Source organism: Verrucosispora sp. FIM060022 (genome assembly GCF_003977705.1).
GTDB lineage: Bacteria > Actinomycetota > Actinomycetes > Mycobacteriales > Micromonosporaceae > Micromonospora > Micromonospora gifhornensis.
In genome coordinates this window covers 715079-741067 of record NZ_RQIV01000001.1, presented here as the reverse complement: position 1 = coordinate 741067, position 25989 = coordinate 715079, and the positions used below count along the sequence as shown (strand labels likewise).

Sequence of the window (25989 nt, the reverse complement as noted above, 5' to 3'; positions counted from 1 at the left end):
CGCATGTGCAGGTGGCGCTGGCGCGGCGGACCCTCACGCCGTTCGGGTTGTGGGTGTTCGGGGCGGCGGCGTCGGCGCCGATGGTGGTCCTGGCCGGCGGCATCGTCGCGACGTACGCGACCACCCGGGTGACGGCGCTGCCGCTCACCTTCGTCCTGGTCGCGGCCACGGTCGCGGTGCTGGCGGTCGGTTACACGGCGATGGCGCGGCAGGTCGGGCATCCGGCGGCGTACTACGGGATCCTCGCGCACGGGCTGGGACGCGGCTGGGGCGTGGCCGCCGGCCTGGTCGCCCTGGTGGCGTACAACGCCATCCAGACCAGCCTGTACGGGCTGTTCGGTGCGACGCTCGCCGCCGAGCTGGGTGGGGCCTGGTGGGTGTGGGCGGGCCTGGCCCTGGCCGCCGTCGGAGCCCTGGGCGTACGGGCGATCATGCTGTCCACCCGGGTGCTGGTCGCCGTGCTGGCGCTGTCCCTGCTGATCGTCGCCGTGTTCGTGGTGGCTGCGGTCGGTCAGCCGGCCGGTGGTGAGTTGTCCTGGCAGGGCTTCGACGCCTCGGGACTGGCCGTCAGTGGTGTCGGTGGCGCGGTGGCGCTCTGCGTGGCCGCCTTCATGGGCGTCGACGCGCCCGGGTCGCTGGTCGAGGAGGCCGTCGACCGGCGATCCATCGGCCGGGCCACCGTCGCCGGGGTGGCCGTACTCGGTCTGGTCTACGCCCTCGCCGCCTGGGCGATGGGCGTCGCCGTCGGCCCCGACACCGTCGCCGGGGCCGCCGCCGACCCGGCCTCGGGGCTGCCGTTCTCGATCCTGGCGCGGGTCGGCGGCGGGTGGGCCGCGCTCGCCGAGGTGATGCTGGTCTTCGCGATCGTCACCTCCATGCTGGCGTTCCATTCCGTGATCGCCCGGTACGTGTTCGCGATGGCCCGGGAGGGAGTCCTACCGGCCGGCCTGGCGCGGGCCAGCAGCGCGACCCGGGTCAGCGCGCCGCGCGGCGGGTCGCTGGCGCAGACCGGCGTCGCGGCGGTCGTGGTCGGCGCCTTCGCGGTCAGCGGCGCCGACCCGATGGCAGTGCTGTTCACCTGGCTGTCGACGCTCGGCGCGATGGGATTGTTGTTCCTGCTGCTGGCCGCCGCGGTGGCCGCGATGACGGCACCCGAGCGGTTGCGGGGCCCCCGCCCCGGCGTGTGGGAGTGGCGGCTCGCGCCCGCACTGGGCGCGCTCGGCGGGGCGGTGGTGCTGGCCGCGATGGTGCTCAACGTCGGGTCCCTGCTCGGTGCCGCACCCGGGTCGCCGTACCCGTTCCTGCTGCCTCTGATCATCTGTGCCACCGCCGCGCTGGGTGGGGCCTGGGCGGGGCACCTGCGGGAGTACCGACCGGAGGTGTACGCCGGCATCGGCCGAGGCACGCCGAAGACGCATGCCGTTCCCGACACCGTCAACGTGTCCATCTAGGAGGGCGACGATGATGACGTACGCGGCTCCGCCGCCCTCGCACCGGCAGCACGACGACACCGTGTCGCCCGCCGCCCGCCGCTGGGCCGACCTGCGGACGCAGGTCGTGTTCCGGGCCCGGCGGCTGAACCTGGGGCACATGATCGAGGCCGATCAGCGGTTCGGGCAGCGCGACGCGCTCGGCCCGCACGGGGTGATGCTGTTCTTCGTGGCGAACGCCCCGGCCGAGCCGCACGGCTACACACTGCACACCGCCTACCGGCTGTGGCTGGCGTCGCCGGACTCCGACGACCTGGTCCGGCTGCTGGCCGACCTGTCCGAGGTGACGGCCGACAACATCGCCCGCGCGGCGGCCACCGGGCGCGGCTGGCATCCGCTCGGGCCGGAAGGGTCCCTGGTCAACGGCGGCGACCTGAGCCTGCCCGGCAACGCGGTCTACGTCGGTGCGGGTGTCACCACGCTCGACACCGACCGGGGCCGGTGGCACCAGGTCGCGCGGACACTGCGGGACGTACCGGCCAACGGCCGACGCCTGTCGGTCTTCGACCTGCCCGGCCAGTGCTACGCACTGCTGACCGACGGTACCGCGCTGCACCTGCACCGCGACCCGCACGCGCCGCTGGGCGTCGACGGGGTCCGCTGCAACCGGACCCTCGACCCCGACCGGATCAGCTACTACAACCCGCACGCCAATCTGACCGACCAGGGCGACGACGGCACCCGCGAGGTGTGGCGGCGGCTCACGGTGCTGCACCGTACCCTCGCGGTGCACCTGCTCGGCCGGCGGCCGGCGTGACCCACCGCCACACCGCCGACCTCGCCGTCGTGGCGGACCTGAATGGCGTACGGATCGACGTGCCGGCGGTGCTGCAACGCCTGGTGGACCAGGCCGACCGTGGGGCGCACACCAGCATCGGGTTTCCCGGTGCGGTGGACCTCGACCACAGCGCGGTGCTGGCCCGCCTCGGCCGGCGGTTGTGGAACAACATCGGCGACCCGGCGACCGACCCCGGCGGGGTGGCGCACACCAAGGCGTTGGAGCGGGCGGTCGTCGCCTGGGTCGCCGACACCCTGGCCATGCCGGCGGACGACCGGTGGGGCTACGTGACCAGTGGCGGCACCGAGGGCAATCTCGCCGCCCTGCACGCCGCCCACCGCCGGCATCCCCGCGCGGTCGTCTACCACTCGACGGCCGCGCACTACTCCATCGGCAAGATCGTCGGCATCATCGGCGCACCGGGGGTCGCCGTCCACGCCCGCCCCGACGGCGAGATGGACTACGCCCACCTCGCCGCCCAGATCCGGCGGCGCCGCACCCGGCCGGCGATCGTGGTCGCCACCGCCGGCACCACGATGACCGAGGCCGTGGACGACATCGCCGAGATCGGCAGGGTCCTGGCCACGCACGCCCCCGGTGGATATCTGCACGTCGACGCCGCCCTATCCGGCATCCCGCTCGCCCTCGACGGCCGGCTGCGCCTCGACCCCACCAGCGGCATCGACAGCATCGCCGTCTCCGGGCACAAGTTCTTCGGCGTGCCGATGCCGTGCGGCGTCGTCCTCATCCGCGCCCGCGCCCGCGAGAACGACGGCGCCGCGGGGAGCGCCCGCGAGAACGGTGGGGGTGGAAGCACCCACGGTGGTCACATCGCCTACACCGGCACGCCCGACACCACCATCAGCGGGTCCCGGTGCGGGCTGGCCGCCGCGCTGCTGTGGCACGCCATCGCCACCCACGGCCGGGAGGGGCACCGGTGGCGCGCCGCCGAGGCCCGGCGCCTCGCCGCGTACGCCGTCGACCGGCTCACCGCCGCCGGCTGGCCCGCCTGGCGACACCCCCACGCCTTCACCGTCGTCTTCCCCACCCCACCGGCACCGGTCCGGGAGAAGTGGCTGCTGGCCACCGACGGGGATCTGAGCCACCTCATCTGCATGCCCGGCGTGACCCGGGGCCAGATCGACGCCTTCGTCACGGACCTGACCGCCAGCAGATCCGCCCCGCCGATCCCCCGCCCCCGCGCCCGGCCCACCCCCGCCAGCTGATCCTTACCCGGGTGATCGCCGTGACGGCGGCTGCCCGATCGGCCGCCGGTCTTGGGAAGGGGCGGCGGCCGGTCCGTGGCCGGCGGCAGCGGACAACGGCGTCCCCTGCCGCCGGCCACCACCAGCAGCGACACGGTGTGGCGGGTGAGAATGGGGGGACGAACGTTTCGCCCGATATCACTTCTGCCGCCCTCCGACGCGTCCTTGGAGTCGGACGCGCGCTCAATCCCAGCCGTCGTCCACCTCGATCGCCACGTCGACCGGGCCCACCCGCAGCACGCCGTCGGTCAACGGCGTACAGCGGACTCCGCCCTTGCCGCGCAGTCCCCGCCAGGCGCCGGGGCCGACGGTGACGTCCATCCAGGCACACGGGTGGGCGGGGCGGTTCACCCGCAGCCGCACCGGTCCCTGCCCCGTGTCCAGCACCAGCACCGTGCCGACCAGTTCGTCCACGGCGATGCCGCTGGTCAGGATGTTGCGGCGGACCTGGGCCAGGCCGGTGCCCGGCGGCAGCGACTCGGCCGCGATCACGGTCACGCTCGCCTCGCGGTGCGCGGGCTTGCCGAAGTACCGGTCCCCCACGATGCCCAGTTCGGCCCGCAGTGCGACCTGCTCGACCAACTCCCCCGCCGGGGCGGGTGCCGGACCGTCGGCGGGTCGGCCCACGAACCGGTGCGCAGGCGAGGCCAGCAACTCGACGATGTCCGGCATGGGGGCACTCTACGACGCCTCGACGTCGGGCCACCCCGGGTTCCGCTCCGTCGGGCGGGGGGCTGGCGTGGCCGGGCTGGCGCGGTTGGGCTAGACAGGTACCCGTACCGGAACCCCTCGGACGGTGGGAGCACATGTCACCATCCCTGCTGATCTGGTTGGTCGGTGGCGTGCTGCTGCTGGCCGCCGGGATCGTCACCACCCTGCTGCCCCGCCTGCGTACCCGCACCCGAACAACCCGGGTCGCCTGGTCGAGGGCGCGGGCGGCGATCGACAGCGCCACGGTCAGCCGGGACGCGGCGGCCGTACGGCTGCCCGAGGCCGACCGGCTGCTGGCCCGCGCCGAACTGCTCGCCGCCGAACGCGGCGGTACGGCGGCGGCGCAGGCCGCCACCGAGCACGCCCGGCAGGCCGACCGGTTGTGGCGGTCGCAGTCGTGAAGCTGCGGTGGTCCCGACAACTGCACCTGCTGCGGTGGGTGCTGCTCGTCGTCGCGGTGCTCGTCCTGGTGGTGTTCGTGCTGGCCCAGCGGCAGAGCATCGAGGTCAGCTACGGCCAGTCGCCGTCGTCGGTGCGCCTCGAAGAGGGCGCGGCCGGTGAGTTGAGCGACGCCACCGTGCCGTCGACGCAGGAGATGACCACCCTGGTGGCCACCGACTCGGTGGTGCGGCTTCCCGGTGCCGTCGCCCACTGGGACGAGCAGCGGGTACGCGAGGCGATCGGCGACGCCGACATCCGGATCCTGGTCGCGCCGCCCGGTCTCGACGAGGCCGAGAACGATCGGGTACGGGAGGTCAAGAACGCCACCGTACGGGTGATCGGCACGCAGGTCAGCGGCGGTGGACTGGTGGCCACCCCGGACACGCTGGCCGGATGGCGGGCCCAGTTCGCCACCCACGACGTGACAAACCAGTTGACCGCGCTCATCGCCAGACTGCGCAAGGCGCCGGCCCCGGCGGAGCGCGACGACCTGCGGTGGCGCGAACCGTCCGAACGGGAGGTGGCAACCGTCCTGGCCGACCTGCGCACCGGCGGGTACCACGTCGGCCGGGGTGCCACCCTCGACGGGGTGCCCGAACAGGTCGCGCGGACCGCCTTCCCGGACGGGGCGTGGTACGTGGCCCTGCCCGCGCAGCCGTACGGCGAGCCGCTGCCGGCGTACGGTCCGGCGTTGACCCGACTCGCCCCGGACCAGCCGATCGTGGTGCTGTACGGCGGGTGGATCGAGTACCACGGTCCGGCGGCGGCCGAGTTCGCCGACCTGGCCGCGGTGAGCTTCTACGCCCAGCTCGGCAGCCGACTCAGCCGGTACGACTACCCGCAACGCAACGTGCTCGGCGCGTACCTGGGCAAGGTCACCGACGTGCGGTACTCGGGCCTGTTCGACCGGCCGCTGCCGTACCGGCCACTGGACCCGCTGCGGGTGGCGTTGCCGGCGCTGCCCTGGATCTTCACCGGCTGTGTGGCCGGGTTCCTGGTGTTGTCGGCCCGCTCGCTGCGCCGCTCGGGTGCGCTTGGTGCTTCGGGTCGGGCCCGGCACGGTGCCGGGGCGGCCCGGCTGGCCGGGCTCACCGCGCTCGCCGTCGAGGTGTCGCTGCTGACCGACGCACGCAGCAATCCCGCTCTCACCCGAGGCATCGGCAAGCTCCAGGCCGCCCGCGCGGCGCTGGACGACGGGCTGCCCGCCCGGCACGTGTGGGAGTTGCTCGACGAGGCGACGGTCGAGTTGGACGAGACCGCCCGGATGGTGGGCATCGCCAGTTACCGACCGGCCAGCTATCTCCAGGGAAGGTTGTCGTGACCGCCACGCTCCGCCGCCTGCTCGGTGGCCTGTTCGGTAGTACGTTCGGCGGCGCCGTGCTGGTCACCCTGGTGCTGGCCGGGTGGGCGTTGTGGTCCGGTGGGGTCCTCGACGGTCCGATCGCCCGTGCGGTCCGCGCGTCGTCGGTCTACGTCGCGCCGGGCGTCGACCTGGATCGGCCCGCCGCCGAACGGATCATCGGCAACCGTCGGCTGGTCGTCCTGTTGATGGCGCCCGGCGACGATCTGCGGGCCGCCTGCAAGCAGACCGAGCGGGCCGCGTCGGGCACCCTCGTGCTGGTCGTCAGCCGGGCCGGGCAGGAGTGGGACACCTACGGTTGTTCCCGCTTTCCCCAGCGGGACAACCGGGACTTCGGTCGGGCGGTCGTGATGGAGACGACGATCAGCCGGGGCATCGACGCCTTCGTCGATCAGCCGCTGGAGGCGTTGAAGGTGGTCACGCTCAACTACGACCTGCTGGTGCGGGCCGGCACCGTACCCGACGGGGCGCGCACGATCAGTCCGTCGCTGCCCCGCTACCTGCTGGCGGGCGCGGCGGCCGGTGGTGTCGTCGCCGGCGCGGCGGGGCTCTGGCTGATCGGACGCCGGGCCGGCCGGCTCGCCCATGCCCGGCAGGCCCGCCGCGCCGGGTACGCCGACGGGCGCGCGGCCCTCACTGCGGCCACGGCCGCCCTCGCCCAGCAGATCGTCGACCTGGACCAGCGGTTCGGGGGCCGTCTGGGGACGAAGGCACAGCCGGCGTACCTGCGGCTGGCCAGTGACTACACCCGACTGCTCGATGAGGTCACGGCGGTGCGGGCGGACGACGAGAGCGCCGTACGCCGGCTGCACGAGCAGGTCGACGTTCTCAGCCGGCAGGCATCCGGACTCGCCGACGAGCCGGGCGTGCCGAGCAAGGTGCTGTGACACCTGCCTGCGGCGAGGTGACATCAATCCGTAACATCCGTCGGCTTATATGTCGGCGTACGTCTATATAACCTCCTCTCAGCGTCAGCGACCTTCCACATCGGATGGTCCGCCCCGAGGAGGCTTCGTGTCACAAGCACGTCCACTGCGCCTGCGCCGCGTCGCGGCCGCCGCCGGCATCACCGCGACCACCGTCGTCGCCGCCCTGCTCAGCCTGCCGCAGCCAGCGATGGCCGCAGGCGGCCCCTACCGGGCCACCGCCGTGCCGATCACCACCCCGCAGGCGGCCGGCGACGTCGCGGTCATCCCCGGGGCGTACGTCGTCACCATGAAGCCGGGCACCGACGCGACCGCACCGGGCCGGGCGCTGCGCACCACCCCCACCGCCTACTTCAGCCGGGCGGTCAACGGCTTCGCGGCCCGGCTCACCGCCGCGCAGGTCGCCGAACTGTCGCACAACGCCAACGTGCTCAGCATCGAACGCGACGTCATCCAGTACGACGTGGTGGACGCCACCCAGAGCAACCCGCCCTCCTGGGGACTGGACCGCATCGACCAGACCAACCTGCCGCTGTCGCGCAGCTACACCTACAACTCCACGGGCAGCGGGGTGCACGCCTACGTCATCGACAGTGGCATCCAGGCCAACCACCCGGACTTCGGCGGGCGGGCCACGTTCGCGTACAACGCGATCGACAACAACAACACCGACTGCAACGGCCACGGCACGCACGTGGCCGGCACCATCGGCGGCACCAACCACGGCGTGGCCAAGAACGTCCGACTGTACGGCGTGAAGTGGCTGAACTGTGGCGGTGGCGGCACCCTGTCCGCCGCCGTCGGCGCGGTCGACTGGGTGACCCGCAACGCCAACAAGCCGGCCGTGGCCAACGCCTCCTGGAACTACACCTACAGCGCCACCCTGGCCACCGCGCTGACAAACATGATGAACAGCGGCGTCTTCCTCGCCGCCTCGGCCGGCAACACCGGCGGCAACTCGTGCGACCGGCTGCCCCGCAACCTCACCGCCACGCTGGTGGTCGCCGCCACCACCAACACCGACGCCCGCGCCAGCTACTCCTCCACCGGCTCGTGCGTCGACATCTACGCCCCCGGCTCGGCGATCGTCTCGACGTACCCCACCTCCACCACCTCCAGCCTGAACGGCACCTCGATGGCCACCCCGCACGCCGCCGGTGTCGCCGCCCTCTACAAGGCGACGTACGGCGACGCCAGCCAGGCCACCGTGCACAACTGGATCGTCAACAACGCCACCACCGGCGTGGTCGGCGGCAGCCTCTCCGGCACCCCCAACCGCCTGCTCAACAAGCGCAACCTCTAGCCACCGACACCCCGACGGCGCAGATAGATCTTGGTACGAAAGCGCCCCTCTGAGGGCGGTTTCGTACCAAGATCCGCGGTGGTGGACGGATAGAGTCGGGGAATGGGGGGTGGGGGGACGGCGGAGGTGTTTCGGGCGGCGCGGGGGTTCGACAGTTCGCCGCTGTACCGGCATCTGCTCGCCGTGGTGGCGGACGAGCCGGCGTTGGTCGAGTTGGCGGAGCGTACCCGGCCGGGTCAGCAGCCGACGTTCGCGCTCTTCGGTGCCGTGCACCAGTTGCTGCTGGGCGGCGTGACCGATCCGCTCGCCGCGTACTATCCGTCGGTCGTCGGTGCGCCGGCCCGGCCGGTCGACGCGGACACCGGGCGGGCCTTCACCCGGTTCTGTCTCACGCATGCCGACCGGATCGCCGCGATCCTGGCCACCCGGCTGGTGCAGACCAACCACGTGCAGCGATCCCTGGTGACCCGGCTCGGGTTGGCGCTGCTGCGCCGTGCCACGGCGGCGCCGGTCTGCGTCGTCGAGGTGGGATGCAGTGCGGGTCTGAACCTGCGCGCCGACCGGTACGCCTTCAGCGTGGGCGACAGCACTGTGGGCGACTATGCGTCCGGTGGCCGATGGTCGCCTCGCGGAAGTCGGGTGCACATCCGGGTCGACGTGCCGGACGGCCGGCTGCTGCCCGATCTCGACCGACTGCCGGTCGTCGCCGATGTCGTGGGGGTCGACCTCGATCCGCCCGATCTCACCGACCCCGAGGACCGGGCCTGGCTACGCGCGCTGGTGTGGCCGGAGAACGCGCATCAGGCGGCGTTGTTGGCCGAGGCGATGCGGGTGGTGGCCGACGATCCGCCGCGGGTGCTGCGCGGTGACGTCGCGGACATCGGTGCCGAGGTCGCGGCGTCCCTTCCCGCCGGGCTGCCACGCCTGGTGGTGCACACCGCGACCCGGGTCCATGTGCCCGTCGACCGGCGTCCGGCCTTCGACGCGGCGGTGGCCGCCTTCGCCGCGGACGGGCCGATGCTGCATCTCGCGCTGGAGGACGATCATCGCATCGCGCCCTCCGGTCGGGTCGGCATCGGGCTGACCGCCACCGACGCCGCCGGGAGCCGGAGGATCGCCGTCGCCGACGGTCACCTGGCCTGGTTGGAGCCGCTACCCGAACTGGGCACGCCGATCGTTCTCGGCGCACCGAAGTAGGTCTCGGTCCGGATAGGGCGACGCCCAGGGCGGCCCGGGGACGGGCCGACCTGGGCGTCGAGGGTGGATCAGGCGAGGTCGAAGCGGTCCAGCTCCATCACCTTGACCCAGGCGGCGACGAAGTCGTGCACGAACTTCTCCCGGGCGTCGTCGCTGGCGTACACCTCGGCCAGCGCACGCAGCTCGGAGTTCGAGCCGAAGACCAGGTCGGCGCGGGTGCCGGTCCAGCGGACCTCACCGGTGGCGAGGTCCCGGCCCTCGAAGGTGTTCGCGTCCTCGGAGGTCGACTTCCACGCCGTACCCAGGTCGAGCAGGTTGACGAAGAAGTCGTTGGTCAGGACGCCGGGGGTCGCGGTGAACACACCCAGCTGCGACTGCTGGTGGTTGGCACCGAGCACCCGCAGGCCACCGACCAGCACCGTCATCTCGGGCGCGCTGAGGGTCAGCAGGTTGGCCTTGTCGATCAGCAGGAACTCGGCCGGCAGCCGGTTGCCCTTGCCGAGGTAGTTGCGGAACCCGTCGGCGGTGGGCTCCATCGCGGCGAAGGACTCCACGTCGGTCTGCTCCTGCGAGGCGTCCGTACGCCCGGCGGTGAACGGCACCTCGACGTCGACCCCGGCGTTGCGGGCGGCCTGCTCGACGGCGGCCGAGCCGGCGAGCACGATCAGGTCGGCCAGCGAGATCTGCTTGCCACCGGTCTGGGCGGCGTTGAACGAGGCCTGGATGCCCTCCAGGGTGCGCAGCACCTGGGCCAGCTCGTCGGGGTTGTTGACCTCCCAGCCGTTCTGCGGCTCCAGGCGGATCCGGGCACCGTTGGCGCCACCCCGCTTGTCGCTGCCCCGGAACGTCGACGCCGACGCCCAGGCGGTGGAGACCAGCTGGGCCACGGAGAGCCCGGAGTCGAGGATCTGCTGCTTGAGGGCGGCGATGTCCTCGGCGTCGACCAGTTCGTGGGTCACCGGCGGCAGCGGGTCCTGCCAGATCAGCGTCTCGCTGGGGACCTCCGGGCCCAGGTAGCGCTGGATCGGGCCCATGTCGCGGTGGGTCAGCTTGAACCAGGCCCGGGCGAAGGCGTCCGCGAACTCCTGCGGGTTGGCCAGGAAGCGCCGCGAGATCTGCTCGTAGACCGGGTCCACCCGCAGCGAGAGGTCGGTGGTGAGCATGGTCGGGGCGTGGCTGCGCGTCGGGTCGTGAGCGTCGGGCACGGTACCGGCGCCGGCGCCGTCCTTCGGCTTCCACTGGATGGCGCCGGCGGGGCTGCGGGTCTGCTCCCACTCGTAGCCGAAGAGGATCTCGAAGAAGCTGTTGTCCCAGGCGATCGGGGTGTTCGTCCAGGCGCCTTCGAGGCCGCTGGTGATGGTGTCGCCGGCGTTGCCGGTGCCGAAGGTGTTGCGCCAGCCCAGGCCCTGCTCCTCCAGCGACGCACCCTCGGGCTCGGGGCCGACGTACTTGTTCGGGTCGGCGGCGCCGTGGGTCTTGCCGAAGGTGTGCCCACCGGCGATCAGCGCGACGGTCTCCTCGTCGTTCATCGCCATCCGGCGGAACGTCTCCCGGATGTCGCGGGCCGCGGCGAGCGGGTCACCACTTCCGTGCGGGCCCTCCGGGTTGACGTAGATGAGGCCCATCTGGACCGCGGCGAGCGGGTTCTCCAGCTCCCGGTCACCGGTGTAGCGCTCGTCGCCGAGCCAGGTGGACTCGGGGCCCCAGTAGACGTCCTCGTCGGGCTCCCAGACGTCGGCGCGGCCACCGGCGAAGCCGAAGGTCTCGAAGCCCATCGACTCCAGCGCCACGTTGCCGGCGAGGATCATCAGGTCGGCCCAGGAGAGGTTCTTGCCGTACTTCTTCTTGACCGGCCAGAGCAGGCGGCGGGCCTTGTCCAGGTTGGCGTTGTCCGGCCAGCTGTTCAGCGGGGCGAAGCGCTGCTGACCGGCGCCGGCGCCACCACGGCCGTCACTGATGCGGTAGGTGCCCGCGCTGTGCCACGCCATCCGGATGATGAACGGGCCGTAGTGGCCGTAGTCGGCCGGCCACCAGTCCTGCGAGGTGGTCAGCACCTCGGCGATGTCGCGCTTGACGGCGGGCAGGTCCAGGCTCTTGAACGCCTCGGCGTAGTCGAAGTCCGCACCGAGGGGGTTGGCCACCGGGGGGTTCTTCGCGAGGATCTTCAGGTTGAGCCGGTTGGGCCACCATTCGCGGTTTCCCCCGCCCTGGGTGGGGTGCGGGGCGCGCGCGGACGTGACCGGGCAGCGACCCTCGCTCTCCTCCGATTGCATGTCTCCAACGACTGCGTCGTGCTTCTCAGCCACGGGGATCCTTCCAGGATTGCGGAAACGGGTGGTTCAGGAACTCTGGGCGGTCGAACAGTCGGGGCACAGGCCCCAGTAGATGACCTCGGCCTCGTCGATCGCGAAGCGGTGGTCGTCGGAGGCGGTGAGGCAGGGTGCCGCTCCGACGGCGCAGTCCACGTCGGCGATCAGGCCACACGAGCGGCAGACGGCGTGGTGATGGTTGTCACCGACCCGCGCCTCGTAGCGGGCCACCGAGCCGGAGGGCTCGATGCGCCGTACCAGGGCCGCCGCGGTCAGCGCGCGGAGGACGTCGTAGACGGCCTGGTGGGACACGTTGGGCAGATCCCGACGCACCGCGGTGATGATCGATTCGGTGTCGGCGTGCGGTTGCGCGTACACCGCGTTGAGCACCGCCACCCGGGGACGGGTCACGCGCAGCGCCGCGTCACGCAGCAGCTGTTCGAGATCCCCGGAGGTCGGCATGCCGTGCAGTCTTGCCGCTTTTCTGGAATGAGTCAAGAAGAAATCTCGGCCAGGACGGCGCTCGACGGCCGGTTCCGGGCGGAACCGGGCGTCGACTTGGTCACTCCGCGCGCCGGATCGTCGGGTGTCCCGGGTGAGATCCCGGGCGGTCAGGACCGGGTGACCCATGTGGTCCGGGACGGGTGGTCGGCAGGGTCGGTGCCGGAGTGTCCGCAGACCGAGGAGGTAACCACCCATGCATCCCGCCACGACAACAGCCGACCCGACCGAGGTGCCACCGCAGGCCGTACGCCCGAGACGGGCCTGGGCGATCTTCGGCACGGTCGGCGGCCTGGTCGGTCTGGTCGGCATCTTCGCCACCGCCACGCTCACCGCACCCGCCGAGGAGTTCCAGGCCGACAACGCCGGTTACGTCGCCGCACTGAGCGAGCGCACCGGCTACGTCTGGGCGCACCAGGTGGTGACCGTGGTCGCCATCGTCTGCCTGGCGGTCTTCGCCGCCGGGCTCCGGCGGTACCTGGCAGCACAGGAGCCGGCCGACAGCCTGGTGCCGACGCTGGCCGCGACGGGTGTCGGGCTGGTGCTGGTCGGCCTGGTCGTCGGCGGCGGCATCTCGACGGAGTTGTTCTTCGCCCTCGGCGCGGCCGAGCAGTACGACCCCGACGTGATCGCCCCGCAGTTGACAATCGTCGCCACCATGACCTGGCTCTGGGGTGGCATCGGGCTGACCGCCGGCGCGGTCGCGGTCGGCGGGTTGCGGCACGGCTCGGTGGGCCGATGGTTCGCGGTCTTCAGCGCGGTGACCGCCGTGTTGATCGCCGCCACCCAGCTGACGCCGGTGCAGTACATCGCGCTGGTGCCCGCCGGAATCTGGACGATCGTGGCCGGGCTCGCGCTGGCGTTCGGTCAACGTACGGCGCCCCGACGGAGCTGAGCGTGCAACCGCCCGGATCACGCCGGCCGGCTCGGCATGACGTTCGAGATGCCGGGCCGGTCGTCCGATCCACCGGGCCGGACGGGACGGCTAGTGTCGGCGGCGCGATGACCAGCCACCGCACGGCCAGCGAGCGGGCCGACGTGCCGACGCACCCGGGCCACGACGTACGCCTCGGCTGGGCGCGCCGGGCGGCCTGGCCGGTGTGCGTCGCCACGCTGCTGCTGTCCGCCGCCGCCGTCGGACTGGCGGTGCTCAACCGCGCCACGGTCAACGACGTCACTCATCTGTTCCTGGTGGTGACGAACGCGGTCGTCGGCGCGACGGTCGCTGCGCGTCGCCCGGAGCACCCGATCGGCTGGCTGGCCCTGACCAGCGGGTTCTGCTTCGCCTTGCAGGAGGCGTGCGGCCAGTACGCGGCGCACGGGCTCGTCGTGGCACCCGGCTCGCTGCCGCTGGCCGCCGCGCTGGCCTGGCCGCAGAACTGGCTCTGGGTGCCCGGCAACGCGGCGATGGCGCTGATCCCGGTGTTCTTCCCCGACGGTCGGCCGCCGTCGCCGAAGTGGCGGCCGGCGATCTGGGCGGTACTGGTCACCGGCGCGGCGGCGATGGTCACCGGCGCGCTGCGGCCCGGGGCCAACGAACAGGTGGCACCGGTCGGCGCGGTCAATCCGCTGGGTGTCGCGGGCTGGCAACCGATCGCCGACCTGACCGCCGGCGCGGCCACGCTGACCAGCGCACTGATCTTCCTGGCGGCGGGCGCGGCGCTCGCCTGGCAGGCCCGCCGCGCCCGCGGGGTGCGCCGCCAGCAGGTCAAGTGGCTCGGGTACGCGGTGGCGCTGGCGGTCACGGTGGTGGCCGCCCGACTGGTGGCCGGGTCGACCGACGGGCGTCCCGGGCTGTTCCCGTACGGCAGCGTGTTCTGGGATCTGGCCGGCGGGATCAGTGGCGCGCTGATCCCGATCGCGATCGGCATCGCCATCCGGCAGCACCGGCTGTTCGACATCGATCTGCTGATCAGCCGTACCGCCGTGTTCGTCGCCCTGTCGACGGCCGTCGGAGGCACGTACGTGCTGGTCGTCGGCCTGCTCGGGGCCGGTTTCGACGCCTCGGCCAGCCTGCCGGTCTCGTTCGTCGGGGCGGCGGCGGCCGCGCTGCTCGTCGCACCGCTGCGGCACTGGCTGCAACGGCGGGTCAACCTGCTGGTGTACGGCGAACGCGACGACCCGTACGCGGTCCTGGCCCGGCTCGGTCAGCGGCTGGAACAGACCCAGGACGCCGCCGCCGTCCTCGCCACCAGCACCGCAACCGTACGCGAAGCGCTACAACTGTCCTACGTGGAGATCGCCACTGTGGACGGCTGGTCGTACCGGTTGGGGGTGCCACCGGCCGAGCCGGTGCGGCTGCCGCTGGCCGCCGGTGAGCCGGTCGGTCACCTACTGCTCGGCCCTCGGGCCGGGGAGAGCGCGCTCGGTGCTCGGGAGCTGCGGCTGCTGCGTGACCTGGCCCGACACATCGGCGTCGCCGTGCAGGCGGTCCGCACCCTCGACCGGGCCCAGTCCCTCGCCGCCGACCTGCAACGTTCCCGCGAACAGTTGGTGCTGGCCCGCGAGGAGGAACGTCGGCGGTTGCGGCGGGATCTGCACGACGGTCTCGGGCCTACCCTGGCCGGGCTGACCATGCGCGCCGAGGCGGCTCAGGAACTCGGGCCGGGTGCGGCGACGCAGCGGCTGCTGGAGGAGATCGTGGTCGACGCCCGTACCGCCGTGGCCGACGTGCGACGGCTGGTCAACGGCCTGCGGCCACCCGCACTGGACACCATGGATCTGGCGGCGGCGCTGCGGTCACACGTCGCGACCGGGCCGGCCGACGGGCCGCGGGTGCTCGTCGACGTGCCGGCGACGTTGCCTCCGCTGTCGGCCGCCGCCGAGGTCGCCGCCTACCTGATCGCGGTGGAGGCGCTGAACAACGCCCGCCGGCACGCCCGGGCCGACACGGTCGAACTGCGCCTGTGGGTCGAGCACGGGATGTTGCACCTTCGGGTACGCGACGACGGATGCGGCCGCCGGCCGGGCCGACCCGACGGCGTCGGCATGCACTCGATGCGGGAACGGGCCGAGGAACTCGGTGGTTCCTGCGTCGTCACCTCGACACCGGGTGGCGGTACCGAGGTGACCGCCACCCTGCTCACCGGCACGAAGGGGACCGATGGATCAGATCCGGGTACTGCTGGTTGACGATCACGCACCGTTCCGGGCGGGACTGCGGGCGTTGCTGGCCACCAGTGCCGACATCGAGGTGTGCGGTGAGGCGGCCAGTGGCGAGGAGGCGCTGGCCGTGTCGGGTCGTCTCCAGCCCGACGTGGTGCTGCTCGACCTGACCATGCCCGGCATGGGCGGCATCGCGGCGACCGAGCGGCTGGTCCGGATGAGTCCGCATGTGCGGGTGTTGATCCTGTCCATGGCCGACGACGACGATTCGGTCTTCGCCGCGCTGCGGGCCGGGGCACGCGGCTACGTGCTCAAGGGCGCCCGTCGACAGGAGATCATCCGCTCGGTACGGGTGGTGGCCGACGGTGAGGCGATCTTCGGTCCGGCCATCGCCACCCGGCTGATGGGCTACTTCGCCGGACTGGCCCGCAACGAGCCCGCCTTTCCCGAACTCACCGCCCGGGAGCGGGAGATCCTCACGCTTATCGCGCAGCATCTGACCAATCCGCAGATCGCGGCGCGGTTCGGGCTGAGCACCAAGACCGTCCGCAACCACGTCTCCAACATCTTCGCCAAGCTCCAGGTCGCCGACCGGGCACAGGCGATCAGCATGGCTCGGGAACAGGGGCTGTGAGCGGCGCGCGGCTCAGCGGGGCAGGCCGGCCAGCCAACGTTCCAGGGCCTGCGGGGTGTCGAACAGCAGCACGGGAGGCCCGGAGGAGTCCTGATGCCAGGCCCGCATCCGTCGGCGTTCCTTGCCGTACTCGGTGAGGTGCCAGCGCAGCACGGAGTCCCAGGACAGCACGCTGCTCAGCGACTCGCGGTTGCCGTTGCAGATGATCTCGCCGGTGGAGAGCCGGTTCATGGTGCGCCGCAGCAGCCACCGGAAGGAGAGCCCGCGCGGATAGTCCAGGCCGATGACCAGGTCGGCGCGGGCCAGCGGTACGTCCCGCCAGCCGTGGTAGGCGCCGTCGAGGATCCACCGCTCGCGGCGGCAGATCGCCTCGATCCGGCTGCGTTGCACGGCGACCGGCACCTCCACCCAGCGCGGTTCCCAGAGCAGGTCGTCGACCGGGTACCAGGGCAGGCCGAGACGCTGGGCGAGCAGGTGGGCCAGGGTGGACTTGCCGGATCCGTGAACTCCGTAGACCAGGATGCGCGAGGGCGGGTTCATCGCGGTGCAGCCTAGTCGAGGTCTGCTCGGGCGGTCGGGTCAGCGCCCGACCGCCCGATCGGTCGTCAGCGCTTGCTGGCGAGGTCGCCGCAGTCGGTCTCGTCGGGCAGCAGCGGCCGCAGGTGGACGGTCCACTGCCTGCCCTCGGAGCTCCAGGGGGTGGCCGCGTTGGCGGTGGCGGCAGCGGCCAGCACCTGCTTGGCCTGGTCGCCGGTGGCGGTGACGCAGCTCAGGCCCAGGTCCTTGCTCAGCTGGGCACCGGGCAGCGCCGGACCCGGCCAGGCCACCTCGGGCTGGTCGCCGACCTCGGAGTTGGTCACGTAGTCCTCGGCGACGGCGGCCACAGCGGTCGGCGCGTACGCCTGGGTGTCCGTGGTCGCCTTGCCCAGCGGGCCGGTTTCCGCAGTCAGGGATTCGGCGAAGGCGCGCAGCTTGTCCCGGGCGGCCTGCTGATCGGCGGTCACACCCTGGCCGGCACCCGCGCCGGGGTCCGCGCCCACCTCGAGCGCGTACACCTCCAGCTGCTCGGTCCGGGTGCCGTCGAAGACGGTGAACCGGGTGGAGGGCACGTCGCTGACCGGTGGGCTGCCCAGGTCGCTCACGCCGCCCACGCCGGCCTCCCGGGCCGCCTTGATCAGGTTCTCCAGTTCGGCGGTGCTGATGGTGCCGACCTGGAGGTTGGGCAGGGCCGGGCCGGGATAGGCCAGGGTGACCGGCCCTTGGGTGATCACCCGCCCGTCGCCGTAGACGCTGACGGCGGGTAGCCGGGTCGCCAGCATGGCGGGTGTGGTGAACCCGCCGACGTGGTCCATCCGGAACACCACGGTGTCGGCGGAGTAGGACTTCTCGGGAGCGCCGGAGTCCCCGGCGCCGTCGGCGCCGGCCTGCTGGCCGCAGGCCGCCGACGCCAGCAACAGCAGGGGCAGAACGGCCAGTCGCCCGTAGCGTGAGGTTGTCATGCCCGATCTGACGTAATCGGGCCCCTGTTGGTTTCGCCGATCCGCGACCGGATCCGGCCGGGATGGGGGCCGCCGGGCGGCGGCCCCCACCGACTCACTCGAACAGGGACAGGGTCAGCGTCGAGGTGTACGCACCAGCCTCGACATCCGCCGGAGTCCGCAGGAACAGATCCGCGTCAACCGTGTACTCGCCAGGAGTCACCGCACCCGAATCGAAGGTCGACACCAGCAACTCCTGGTCCACCAGACCCACGTTGTTACCCGGCTGCGTCGGCTCGTCCAACACCGTGACGACCTCTTCACCCTCACTGACCAGACCGGTGTCCCCACCATCGATCAGCTTCGGCTTCCAACCCAGGTGACCGGCACCGATCGACGCCTGGTCGGCGTCGCCGACGAAATCGGTCGCGCTACCCAGCACGGCCCACGCGGCACCGGCCGGCACCTCGTCGGCCGTACGGGTGTCGGTGACCGTCACCGTCGGCAGGTTGCCGGTGAACTGGCGGACCAGCAGCGTCGACCCGTCCTCCGACAACAACACCGAATCGGCGGCCACCGTCATCGCCAGGACACCCGGCTCCCGGATCTCCTCGATCTCGACGGTCACCTCCACCCCGGCCTCGTCACCCGGCTCAGCGAAGGCGGGCGAACCCACCGCCACCGCGCCGGCCAGCAGACCGACAGCGGCACCGGCCGCCAGCAGCCGCTTGCGTTTGCCTGTGTCCATTGAATGCTCCGTTTCTGCCCGTAGTGTCAGGCGCCGCAGGTGGCGCCCGGGTGGTTCACGGTGTGGGTCGTGGTCACGGTCCGACCGTCGATCGAGCCGGTGACCCGGACCGTCGCCGTTCCGGCCGCGAGCGTCGCCGTGCGGGTGTTGAACTGCTGGAACGCGTTCGCCCCCGCCGCCACGGCGGACAGCGAGCGCTTACCGTACGCGGTCTCCAGCTCGATGGCGACCGGCCCGTCGTGGTCGTTGCGGGCCTGCACCGCCAGATACACGGTGCCGCCGATGCACCGGGTCTGCGCGGTGGCGGTCACCGGCAGCTCGGCGGCAGCGGCGGTGAACTGCCAGGTGTCGAGCTCGAAGAGGTCGGCGCCGGCGGGGCCGCTGTAGGTGAAGTAGACGTCGTGCACGCCGGAGACACCGTCGAGCTGGGCGGAGAGCTCCGTCCACTCGCCGATCGTCCCGTCGACCGCGATGGTGGCGACCACCGGCCCGCCGACCTCGTCGAGCCGGACCTGGATCTGGCCGCCGGCCGCCAGCGGGCGCACCTTGGCGGTCACGGTACCGGCACCGGCGCCGAAGTTCACCGACGACAGCGCCGTCCAGTCGCCGTTGTCGATGTCGCGGACGATCAGGTTCGGCGCGGAGCCACCAAACTCGGCGGAGCCACCGTCGACCTTGGCGGTGGCGATGCCCTTGCTCCAGCCGAAGGTCTCCGCCTCGAACACCCGGTACGGGTCGAAGTCACGGACCTGCTCGACGCCCGCGTACGTGCCGACCACCTGCTGGATGGTGCCGTCGGCGTTGAAGGCCAGTTCCTGGATGTGCGGGCTGCGGTAGCCCTGGGTGGTGTTGCCGTTGATCCGCTTGTTCAGCGTCGGCGCGTGGTACGTGAAGTAGTACTTGCCCTCGTACTCGAAGACCGACTGGTGGTTGTTGCCGCCGGTGCCGGAGCCGAAGAACTGCGACTGGTTCGGGAACAGCACACCGGCGTAGGTCTCCTTGGGCCACGACATCGGGTCGTCGGAGATCATGTAGCCGATCTGGCCGCCACCGGGGTAGCCGGGCAGCGGCGTCTGGTTGCCACCGAAGTCGCTGCCACCGAAGTGCGACGAGTACGACAGGTAGTACTTGCCGTCGCGCTTGAACACCTGCGCGGCCTCGAAGGCCACCGGGGCGTCCACCACGGCCGCGGTGCCCTCGGTCGACACCATGTCGTCGCCCAGCTTGATCGCGCGCAGGTTCTTCGGGTTGTTGAACCGCTCGGCCGCCGGCATGCTCGTCGACGCGGGACCGCCACCGAAGTAGAGGTACGGCTCGCCGTCCTCGTCGACGAACGGCGCCGGGTCGAACTTCCAGGCGACCGCCTCGGCGCCCGGGGTACGGCCGTCGATCAGGGTGCTGGTGCGCTCGCTGGTCCACGGGCCGATCGGCGACGCACCCGTGATCACGTTGCTCGAACTGCCGTTGTTGGCGTAGTAGAGGAAGAACTTCTCCTGGCCGTTGACGACCTTCTTGGCCATGCCGGGCGCCCAGGAGTTGCTGGTGAACGGCGCGACGCCGTTCGGCCCGGCGACCTGGACCTCACCGTGGTCGGTCCAGTTGACCATGTCCGTCGTGGAGATCACGGTGATCTGGTTGATGTCGCCGTAGTTGATGCCCGGCGAGACCCCGGTGGTCGGGTTCGGGGCGTAGCCCTGAGTGTCGTTTGTCATGTACATGTACACCCGGCCGTCGTGGACGAAGCCGTACCCGTCGGCACCGAACTTGTGCCCGATCAACGGGTTGTGCTCGCCGGGCAGCTTGCCGACCACCTCGATGGTCTTCGACGCCGGCGGGGGCGGCGGGGCGCCGACCACCGAGACGTCGTCGAGCGTGAAGTCCATCAGGTGCAGGTTGGGGTCACTTGCCGGGTTGCTGGTCCACGGCGTCTCGAAGAACAGCCGGGCGGTCGACACGCCCTGGCTGGCCGGGATGGTGAACTGGCCGTTGAAGTGCGCCCACTGACCCCGGGTCGCGGTCACGCTGACCAGGTTGGTGTAGGTGCCGCCGCCGTAGTGCATGGTGGCGAAGAACTGCTTCGTCCCCGGTGACTGTGGGTTGTCGTACTTGATCCGGGCGCTGAGCGCGTACGTCTGGCCGGCCTGGACCTTGCCGGAGAGGTCCTGCATCGGTCCGGAGCCGGTGGTCGCCCGGTTGGTGACGTGCACCGCGGTCGCACCGGAGTAGGCGTCGCTGGTGGGGGTGAGCGTGGCGGCGTCGGTGGAGTTGCCGTTGTTGACGAACCAGCCGGTCAAACCCTCCTCGAAGCCGCCGTTGACGATGAGGTTCGTGTCGGCGGCCTGGACCGGCGCCGCCGACACGAAGCCGGCCAGCAGCAGACCGGCAGCCGCGATCGCGGTGACCCGGCGACGGGTCGCCCTTCGCAGATGTGATGTCACGAAATGTCCTCCTTCAGCGTGGGACGGGGCCCCGGGGCCGGCGTGGGTCCGGCCCCGGGGCAGCTTGGGGTCAGCCGCCGCAGGTGGTGGCGGCGTGATCCGCGGTGCGGACGGTGGTCACGTCCCGGCCGTCGACCGTGCCGGTGACCCGGAAGGTCGCGGTACCGGCCGGGATGGCGGTCGCCCTGGTGGTGAACTGCTGGTACGCATTGGCGCCCGGCGCGACGGCCGGGAAGCTGCGCTCGCCGTACGTGGTCTCCACGACCACGTCGGCCGGCCCGTCGTGGTCGTTGCGGGCCTGCACCGCCAGATAGACCTTGCCGGCGACGCACCGGGTCTGCGCGCTGACGGTGACCGGCAGCTCGGGGGTGGCGGCGCGCAGCACGCCGAGCCGGGCGAGCTGATAGCTCAGGGCCCGTTCCGGCGCGTCGATCTGGTTCTGGGTGCCGAACTCGCCGGCCCGTGCCGAGGTCGCGGCGGCGAGCGCGGCCCGCATCGCGGCCCAGGCGTCGGCCGGGTACTGCGCCTCGTCGAGCGTGCCGGCGTACGCGATGGCCGCGTCGAGCGCGGTGGTGTCCAACGGCCGGTTCTGCGCGGTGAGGGTGTCACTGAGCAGGAAGTGGTCGAAGTCGACCTGGCCGCCGGTCTGCTGGGTCGCGTAGTTGAACAGGCCCACCCGGTGACCCATGAAGTGGGCGAGGCTGCCGTCGAGCACCTGCGGACCGACCCGGTTGCCCAACTGCGTCCAGGTCAACCCGTCCAGGCTGTAGTGGAAGGTGGTCCACAGCTGCCCGGTCGGCGCGGCGAAGTCCAGGTCGGCCTTGACGTGCACCTCGGTGGCATCGCCCAGCGCGACGGTCGTGCCGGGCACGAAGTTCTCCAGCGTCGACTGGTCGAGGTCGACGGCGAAGGGTTGGCCCCGGTTGACCACGCCGAGGGTGTTCACCCCGCCGGCCCGCTTGACCGCCACGTACGAGAAGCCCCGGTTGTAGGCGGCCAGCCCGGCGACGTCACCGTCGCGCATCCGGGAGATGTCCATCCTGGTCTCGGCGGACTGCCGGGGGCCGAACGTACGCTGCGACAGCGTGTTGCGGGCCTCCTCGAACCAGGCCAGCTCGGCCCGGTTGGACAGCTTGGTGTAGACGTAGTTGCCGGTCACCACCTTGCCGGTGGTCAGCCGCAGCCAGCCCTCGCGGTCGGTGAGCGACCAGTACCGGTTGTCCGGTGCGTGGTTCCACTCCCAGGCCATGTCCAGCCGCGACCCGTTGGGCCGGATCTCGGCCTCGGTCGGGTGTTCGGTGGTGGAGCGCTGCCCGACGATCGACACGTCGTCGAGCAGATATTCCACGCTGGACGTGGCCGGCTGCGGGTTGGCCCACGGCGTCTCCACGGCGAACTTGACGTTGCTCAGGTTCGCCGAGGCCGGCAGGGTGTACTGGCCGGTGACGGTGGTCCACTGTCCCGCCGGGACGGTGCCGAAGGTCATCACCTGCACGCCCGTGCCCCAGTCGGCGACCAGGTTGAACCGGATGCTGCTCGGACCCGAGGTGTACTTGATCTTTGCGGAGACGGTGTAGGTGACGCCGTGCTGCAGCTTGCCGGCGAGGTACTGGTGGGGGCCGGAGCCGTTGAGCGTACGGTTGCTGACCTTCAGCGCCGCCGAGCCGGTCGCCGGGTCGGCGGTGTCCCGCGTCAGCGTCGCACCGAACTGCGCGGCCCACGGCGACACCTCGTCGGACTCGAAGCCGGCGTTGTCCAGCAGTTCGACGCCGATCAGCGACTCGTCGACGGCCGGCGGCGTCGGGATCGTCCACTGCTCGTCCATGTACGCCTTGTGCGGCGCGTCGTTGGCGAAGTCGTCGGAGACGACGATGCTCTTCTGCCGCTCGAACAGTTCCTCCGCAGGGCTGAGCCGGATCGGCTTGTCGAACGCGCCCTCGACCGGCACCACACCTGCGGTGCCGAACGTCGGCCAGCCGTCGGACCAGGTGGCGGGGATCAGCGCCGGGATACGCCCGATCGGGAAGGTGTCCCGGAAGAACATGCCGTACCAGTCGGTGGCGCCGCCGGGGCGGGCGATCGGCACCAGGCTGCCCTGGGCGAAGCCGTTGGAGTTGAGCACGCCGCGCGCCTGCCAGGTGTTCACCCCGCCGGGGGCGGTGTGCCGGCCGAGCAGTTCCGGTGAGCGGAGCATGACCACCTGGCGGCCCTGACCGGAGGGCCAGGTGATGATGACCGCGTAGTAGTGGCCGTCGATGTAGTAGAACTGTGCGCCCTCGAAGAGGCCGCCGATGAACGGCTGGCCGGCGTAGTCGTTGGCGGTGAACACGTTCGGGTACTCGGCCACGATGGCGGTCAGCCCGGCGTTGAGGCGTACGGCGCTGATGTTGCCGTTGCCGTAGAAGATGTACGGCGTGCCGTCGTGGTCGAAGAAGAGCGACGGGTCGTGCAGCCCCCGACCGAGCGCCGTACGCTGCCACGCGCCGTTCTCGATGTCGTCGGTGCGGTAGATGTACGCGCCGCCCAGGTTGTTTGTGTTGAAGGCGACGTAGAACATGCCGTCGTGGTAGCGCAGCGACGAGGCCCACTGGCCCTGCCCGTACGAGTTCTGGCCGTTGCGCAGCGAGAACGAGTCGCCGATGTTCGCCCGGTCGAAGACGTAGTTGACGATCTCCCAGTTGACCAGGTCGTAGGACTTCATGATCGGCGCACCCGGGCTCAGGTGCATGGTGGTGCTGATCATGTAGTAGATGTCCCGGCCCTCGTCGTTCTCGGCGGCCGGCACCCGCTCCACGCTGATGTCCGGCACGTCGGAGCGCAGCAGCGGCACGGTGTAGGTGCCGTCACCCCGGTCCGTCGAGGTGTACGACGGACGGGGCGACCAGGGTTCGGCAGCGTGTGCGGTGCCGGGGACGGCCGCGCCGGCACCGACAAGCGCACCGACGGCGGCCAACGCGAGGCCACGGCGGCGCGGCCGCAGCGCGGTCACGAGGCGGGTCGCGGCACGTGCGACGGTGCGTAACGAGGTGGTGGGGCGAGGTGGCCCGGACGCGGGGCGGGGGTCGGAGGCAGCGGCGACGGACACTTGCATAGCGAGCTCCAGACGCGAGCGTGACGGGGACCCTAATCGTGTTAGCGCTAACAACGATCGTCAAGACCCTGCTCGATACTTGCTTGAAATCTTCAAGCAACATCTCCCGGAAGGTCCGATGTGAGCGCTCCCACGGCCCGCCTCCCATGAGACGGGCGCAGAGCCGTGTGGTCGGCGCGGTGGCGCGCGAGGGCCGACACAGTGGACGTCGAGGCGGTCAGCTCAGGTCAAGCGTGTAGTCGGCGGTGTACACCTTCCCGCCGACCTGGAAGTCGAAGAAGGCACGGTACCGTCCGGCGCTCGGCACGGTCAGCCAGAAGGTGACCGCCCCGTCGGCCAGCTCCGGTTCGGGGTGAACGTGCACATAGCCCAGGTCACCCTCGCGCACCACGACCAGGTGCCCGTACGCGCCGAGGTAGGGCTCCAACTGCGCCGGCCCGGAGGCCCCGGCGACCCGCAGCACGATCGGGGCGCTCAGTCCGATGGTCGGCGTGCCCTCCATCGACACCGTGTATGGCCCGGCGGTGGCCTTCGGCTCCGGTGCGGGCAGCTGCGCCGGGGTGTAGACGCCGGGCACGTGGTGGTCGACGCCGAGCACCAGCGGCAGCTGCCGGCCGTCGGCGGTGGTGACGGAGAAGTCGGCGTAGAGGCGGTAGTCACCGGCCCGGGGCAACTCCAGCGGTACGGTCCAGACGCCGTCCGGGCTCATGCTCGGGTGCAGATGCTGGTAGCCGCTGAGGTCACGACCGACCACGATCAGGTGCAGCGGCTTGTCGTGCACGACCGCGAAGTCGGTCGCCGGCTGCCGGTTGCCGTCGACGATGCGGAACTGGTAGTCCACCCGTACGCCGGGCGGCTGGGACCGCTGCACCGGCTGCAGGGTGTATCCGGCGGCACTGACCCACGCCCCGGCGACCTGGTCGCCGCCGTCGCCGGTGTGTGCGTGTGCTCCGGTGCCCGGCGGATGCTGGTGCCCGTCGGCGGCAGAGCCGGCCGCCGGCACGCTGAGGCCGCCCGGTCGCGCGTCGGTCACCGCCGGCTGCTCGCCGCCACCGAGGCGACCGAGCCCGAATCCGGCCAGCAGCGCGACCACCAACCCGCCGACGAGCAGCGCCAGCCGGGTGTTGCTCGACCGATCGACCGGCGGCGGCTCGTCACCCTGCGCCGTCGACGGTGGTGTCGACAGCGCGGTCGAGGATGCAGTCGCGGCAGGGCCGGCGGTGACGGCCTCGCCGCGGGAGCGGGCCGTCGCCACGGCGGTCGTACGCTGTCGGTCGGTCGCGCCGGATCGGGCCCTGGTCGCCGAACCCGACCGGGTCCGGCCGGCTGGTGCGGCCGAGCGGGACGGCACGCTCTTCGGTCCCTTGCGGGAGCCGCGAGCGCGTTGCGGGGTGCGCTCCGCTCGCCCGAGCAGCCGACCGACGATCACCGGGCGACGCCAGACGAGCAGCCCGAGCAGGACAGCGGCGACCGCGATCGTCACGGCGGTCCAGGTCCCGGCGCCGGGGCCGCCGTCCGAGGTCGGTGCCGGTGCGGCGGCCGGCGGGGCCTCCGCCGGCGGGGCGGCGGAGGCGGGTGACGGCTCGCTGTCGTGTCCGTGCTGGTCGGCCGCGGCGACCAGGGACGGGTCCGGCTGGTCGGTGGGCGGACGCCAGCCGGCCGGGGCCGGGGTCACCGCCCCGGTGTAGCGGAAGCTCATCGTCCCGCGTACTGCCTCGCCGTCGGAGGCCACCGACAGGTAGCTGACCGTGTACCGACCCTTGGCCGGCAGGTGTGCCAGGTTCACCACCGCCGGGAAACCGGTCGTGTACTCACGCGGCTGGAAGGTGCCGTCGACCAGGAAGTACTCGCGCACCGGCCGGTCGAGTTGCCGGGGCTGCCCGTGCGACCAGCCGTTGTCGACCCGGGTACCGCCCGGCGCGGTGACCGCGAAGTAGGCGTTCGGCACCACCTGCTCGGTGAAGTAGAGCTGCACCGTGGTCAGTGGCTCGCTCACCGTTGCGTCGGCCTTCGGGGTGGACATCGCCAGGTTGCCGTGCGCCGCCGCCGGGGTCGTGTCGGCGAGCAGGGTGACCGCCGTGGCGAGCAGCAGGGCGAGCAGGCCCGAAGTGACCCGCACCGTGGTCCGAGGGCAACGACGCATCAGTTCATCCTCACGACGGCGCAGCTTTGGCCAAGACGCATCTATCTTTTTGCATAGATGGCAAAAGTCAA

At 71.7% G+C, this 25989-nt stretch carries 20 protein-coding genes; 11 read left to right on the top strand and 9 right to left on the bottom strand.

Annotated features, from left to right (window positions below; genetic code table 11):
• The first annotated feature begins 5 nt into the window (after positions 1-5).
• The 3 genes from EG812_RS03180 to EG812_RS03170 are packed head-to-tail and all read left to right on the top strand — an operon-like array spanning position 6 to position 3494.
• Entirely contained in the window at positions 6-1451 is a 1446-nt protein-coding gene (locus EG812_RS03180) for an APC family permease (RefSeq protein ID WP_126711091.1), read from the top strand.
• Positions 1452-1461: 10 nt separating this feature from the next.
• A complete protein-coding gene (locus EG812_RS03175) occupies positions 1462-2247 on the top strand; it encodes a hypothetical protein (RefSeq protein ID WP_233579356.1) in 786 nt (261 codons plus the stop codon).
• Positions 2244-3494 (top strand): histidine decarboxylase, encoded by a 1251-nt coding sequence (locus tag EG812_RS03170; protein ID WP_199743797.1) that lies wholly within the window; start codon positions 2244-2246, stop codon positions 3492-3494. The genes EG812_RS03175 and EG812_RS03170 overlap by 4 nt, the downstream gene beginning before the upstream one ends.
• A 222-nt stretch (positions 3495-3716) precedes the next feature.
• Here the strand turns inward: EG812_RS03170 and EG812_RS03165 are convergent, their stop codons facing one another.
• Positions 3717-4205, bottom strand: coding sequence for a molybdenum cofactor biosysynthesis protein (locus EG812_RS03165; RefSeq protein WP_126710689.1), 489 nt, complete (start codon positions 4203-4205; stop codon positions 3717-3719).
• A 134-nt stretch (positions 4206-4339) separates the two neighbouring features.
• Here EG812_RS03165 and EG812_RS03160 point away from each other — a divergent pair, with 134 nt between their 5' ends.
• The 5 genes from EG812_RS03160 (at position 4340) to EG812_RS03140 (ending at position 9471) form a co-directional block, all read left to right on the top strand.
• Positions 4340-4645 (top strand): DUF6403 family protein, encoded by a 306-nt coding sequence (locus tag EG812_RS03160; RefSeq protein ID WP_126710688.1) that lies wholly within the window; start codon positions 4340-4342, stop codon positions 4643-4645.
• Positions 4642-6006: a hypothetical protein gene (locus tag EG812_RS03155; protein ID WP_232510825.1), complete on the top strand. Its 1365-nt coding sequence runs from the start codon at positions 4642-4644 to the stop codon at positions 6004-6006. Before EG812_RS03160 ends, EG812_RS03155 begins: the two co-directional genes overlap by 4 nt.
• Positions 6003-6932 (top strand): hypothetical protein, encoded by a 930-nt coding sequence (locus EG812_RS03150; RefSeq protein WP_126710687.1) that lies wholly within the window; start codon positions 6003-6005, stop codon positions 6930-6932. Before EG812_RS03155 ends, EG812_RS03150 begins: the two co-directional genes overlap by 4 nt.
• Before the next feature lie 127 nt (positions 6933-7059).
• Positions 7060-8274 carry a S8 family peptidase gene (locus tag EG812_RS03145; protein ID WP_126710686.1) on the top strand — a complete coding sequence of 405 codons (1215 nt, stop codon included), beginning with the start codon at positions 7060-7062 and terminating at the stop codon, positions 8272-8274.
• A gap of 102 nt (positions 8275-8376) precedes the next feature.
• Complete coding sequence (locus EG812_RS03140) at positions 8377-9471, top strand: DUF2332 domain-containing protein (RefSeq protein WP_126710685.1); 1095 nt, start codon at positions 8377-8379, stop codon at positions 9469-9471.
• A gap of 68 nt (positions 9472-9539) precedes the next feature.
• On the opposite strand, the gene katG is transcribed toward EG812_RS03140, so the two are convergent.
• Together katG and EG812_RS03130 are read right to left on the bottom strand one after the other, a co-directional pair.
• Positions 9540-11744, bottom strand: coding sequence for a catalase/peroxidase HPI (katG, locus tag EG812_RS03135; RefSeq protein ID WP_199743819.1), 2205 nt, complete (start codon positions 11742-11744; stop codon positions 9540-9542).
• Positions 11745-11810: 66 nt separating this feature from the next.
• Positions 11811-12242, bottom strand: a complete 432-nt coding sequence (locus EG812_RS03130) for a Fur family transcriptional regulator (protein ID WP_013734609.1) — start codon at positions 12240-12242, stop codon at positions 11811-11813.
• Between the two features lie 235 nt (positions 12243-12477).
• Between EG812_RS03130 and EG812_RS03125 the strand changes: the two genes are divergently transcribed.
• The 3 genes from EG812_RS03125 (at position 12478) to EG812_RS03115 (ending at position 16020) form a co-directional block, all read left to right on the top strand.
• Complete coding sequence (locus EG812_RS03125; protein ID WP_013734610.1) at positions 12478-13176, top strand: hypothetical protein; 699 nt, start codon at positions 12478-12480, stop codon at positions 13174-13176.
• A 107-nt stretch (positions 13177-13283) separates the two neighbouring features.
• A complete protein-coding gene (locus EG812_RS03120; RefSeq protein WP_013734611.1) occupies positions 13284-15413 on the top strand; it encodes a sensor histidine kinase in 2130 nt (709 codons plus the stop codon).
• The gene (locus EG812_RS03115; protein ID WP_102655796.1) at positions 15385-16020 is read left to right on the top strand and encodes a response regulator; all 636 of its coding nucleotides are present in this window, start codon (positions 15385-15387) and stop codon (positions 16018-16020) included. The genes EG812_RS03120 and EG812_RS03115 overlap by 29 nt, the downstream gene beginning before the upstream one ends.
• Positions 16021-16032: 12 nt before the next feature.
• Here EG812_RS03115 and EG812_RS03110 read toward each other — a convergent pair whose 3' ends face one another.
• The 6 genes from EG812_RS03110 to EG812_RS03085 all read right to left on the bottom strand — a co-directional run bounded on the left by EG812_RS03110 (position 16033) and on the right by EG812_RS03085 (position 25918).
• Entirely contained in the window at positions 16033-16560 is a 528-nt protein-coding gene (locus tag EG812_RS03110) for a P-loop NTPase family protein (RefSeq protein WP_013734613.1), read from the bottom strand.
• Between the two features lie 65 nt (positions 16561-16625).
• On the bottom strand, positions 16626-17519 hold the full coding sequence (locus tag EG812_RS03105; RefSeq protein WP_013734614.1) for a hypothetical protein: 894 nt from the start codon (positions 17517-17519) through the stop codon (positions 16626-16628).
• Between the two features lie 94 nt (positions 17520-17613).
• On the bottom strand, positions 17614-18246 hold the full coding sequence (locus EG812_RS03100) for a hypothetical protein (RefSeq protein ID WP_126710683.1): 633 nt from the start codon (positions 18244-18246) through the stop codon (positions 17614-17616).
• A gap of 26 nt (positions 18247-18272) precedes the next feature.
• Positions 18273-20684, bottom strand: coding sequence for a family 43 glycosylhydrolase (locus EG812_RS03095; RefSeq protein ID WP_126710682.1), 2412 nt, complete (start codon positions 20682-20684; stop codon positions 18273-18275).
• Positions 20685-20754: 70 nt separating this feature from the next.
• Complete coding sequence (locus EG812_RS03090) at positions 20755-23775, bottom strand: beta-xylosidase family glycoside hydrolase (protein WP_233579355.1); 3021 nt, start codon at positions 23773-23775, stop codon at positions 20755-20757.
• A gap of 217 nt (positions 23776-23992) precedes the next feature.
• The gene (locus EG812_RS03085; RefSeq protein ID WP_126710681.1) at positions 23993-25918 is read right to left on the bottom strand and encodes a copper resistance CopC family protein; all 1926 of its coding nucleotides are present in this window, start codon (positions 25916-25918) and stop codon (positions 23993-23995) included.
• Positions 25919-25989: the final 71 nt, after the last annotated feature.

Coding starts and splice junctions, on each gene's coding strand:
- EG812_RS03100 (WP_126710683.1), bottom strand. CDS start 18,246: ATGGACACAGGCAAACGCAAGCGGCTGCTGGCGGCCGGTGCCGCTGTC.
- katG (WP_199743819.1), bottom strand. CDS start 11,744: ATGCAATCGGAGGAGAGCGAGGGTCGCTGCCCGGTCACGTCCGCGCGC.
- EG812_RS03120 (WP_013734611.1), top strand. CDS start 13,284: ATGACCAGCCACCGCACGGCCAGCGAGCGGGCCGACGTGCCGACGCAC.
- EG812_RS03105 (WP_013734614.1), bottom strand. CDS start 17,519: ATGACAACCTCACGCTACGGGCGACTGGCCGTTCTGCCCCTGCTGTTG.
- EG812_RS03160 (WP_126710688.1), top strand. CDS start 4,340: ATGTCACCATCCCTGCTGATCTGGTTGGTCGGTGGCGTGCTGCTGCTG.
- EG812_RS03125 (WP_013734610.1), top strand. CDS start 12,478: ATGCATCCCGCCACGACAACAGCCGACCCGACCGAGGTGCCACCGCAG.
- EG812_RS03175 (WP_233579356.1), top strand. CDS start 1,462: ATGATGACGTACGCGGCTCCGCCGCCCTCGCACCGGCAGCACGACGAC.
- EG812_RS03085 (WP_126710681.1), bottom strand. CDS start 25,918: ATGCGTCGTTGCCCTCGGACCACGGTGCGGGTCACTTCGGGCCTGCTC.
- EG812_RS03090 (WP_233579355.1), bottom strand. CDS start 23,775: ATGCAAGTGTCCGTCGCCGCTGCCTCCGACCCCCGCCCCGCGTCCGGG.
- EG812_RS03140 (WP_126710685.1), top strand. CDS start 8,377: ATGGGGGGTGGGGGGACGGCGGAGGTGTTTCGGGCGGCGCGGGGGTTC.
- EG812_RS03115 (WP_102655796.1), top strand. CDS start 15,385: ATGGATCAGATCCGGGTACTGCTGGTTGACGATCACGCACCGTTCCGG.
- EG812_RS03110 (WP_013734613.1), bottom strand. CDS start 16,560: ATGAACCCGCCCTCGCGCATCCTGGTCTACGGAGTTCACGGATCCGGC.
- EG812_RS03130 (WP_013734609.1), bottom strand. CDS start 12,242: ATGCCGACCTCCGGGGATCTCGAACAGCTGCTGCGTGACGCGGCGCTG.
- EG812_RS03165 (WP_126710689.1), bottom strand. CDS start 4,205: ATGCCGGACATCGTCGAGTTGCTGGCCTCGCCTGCGCACCGGTTCGTG.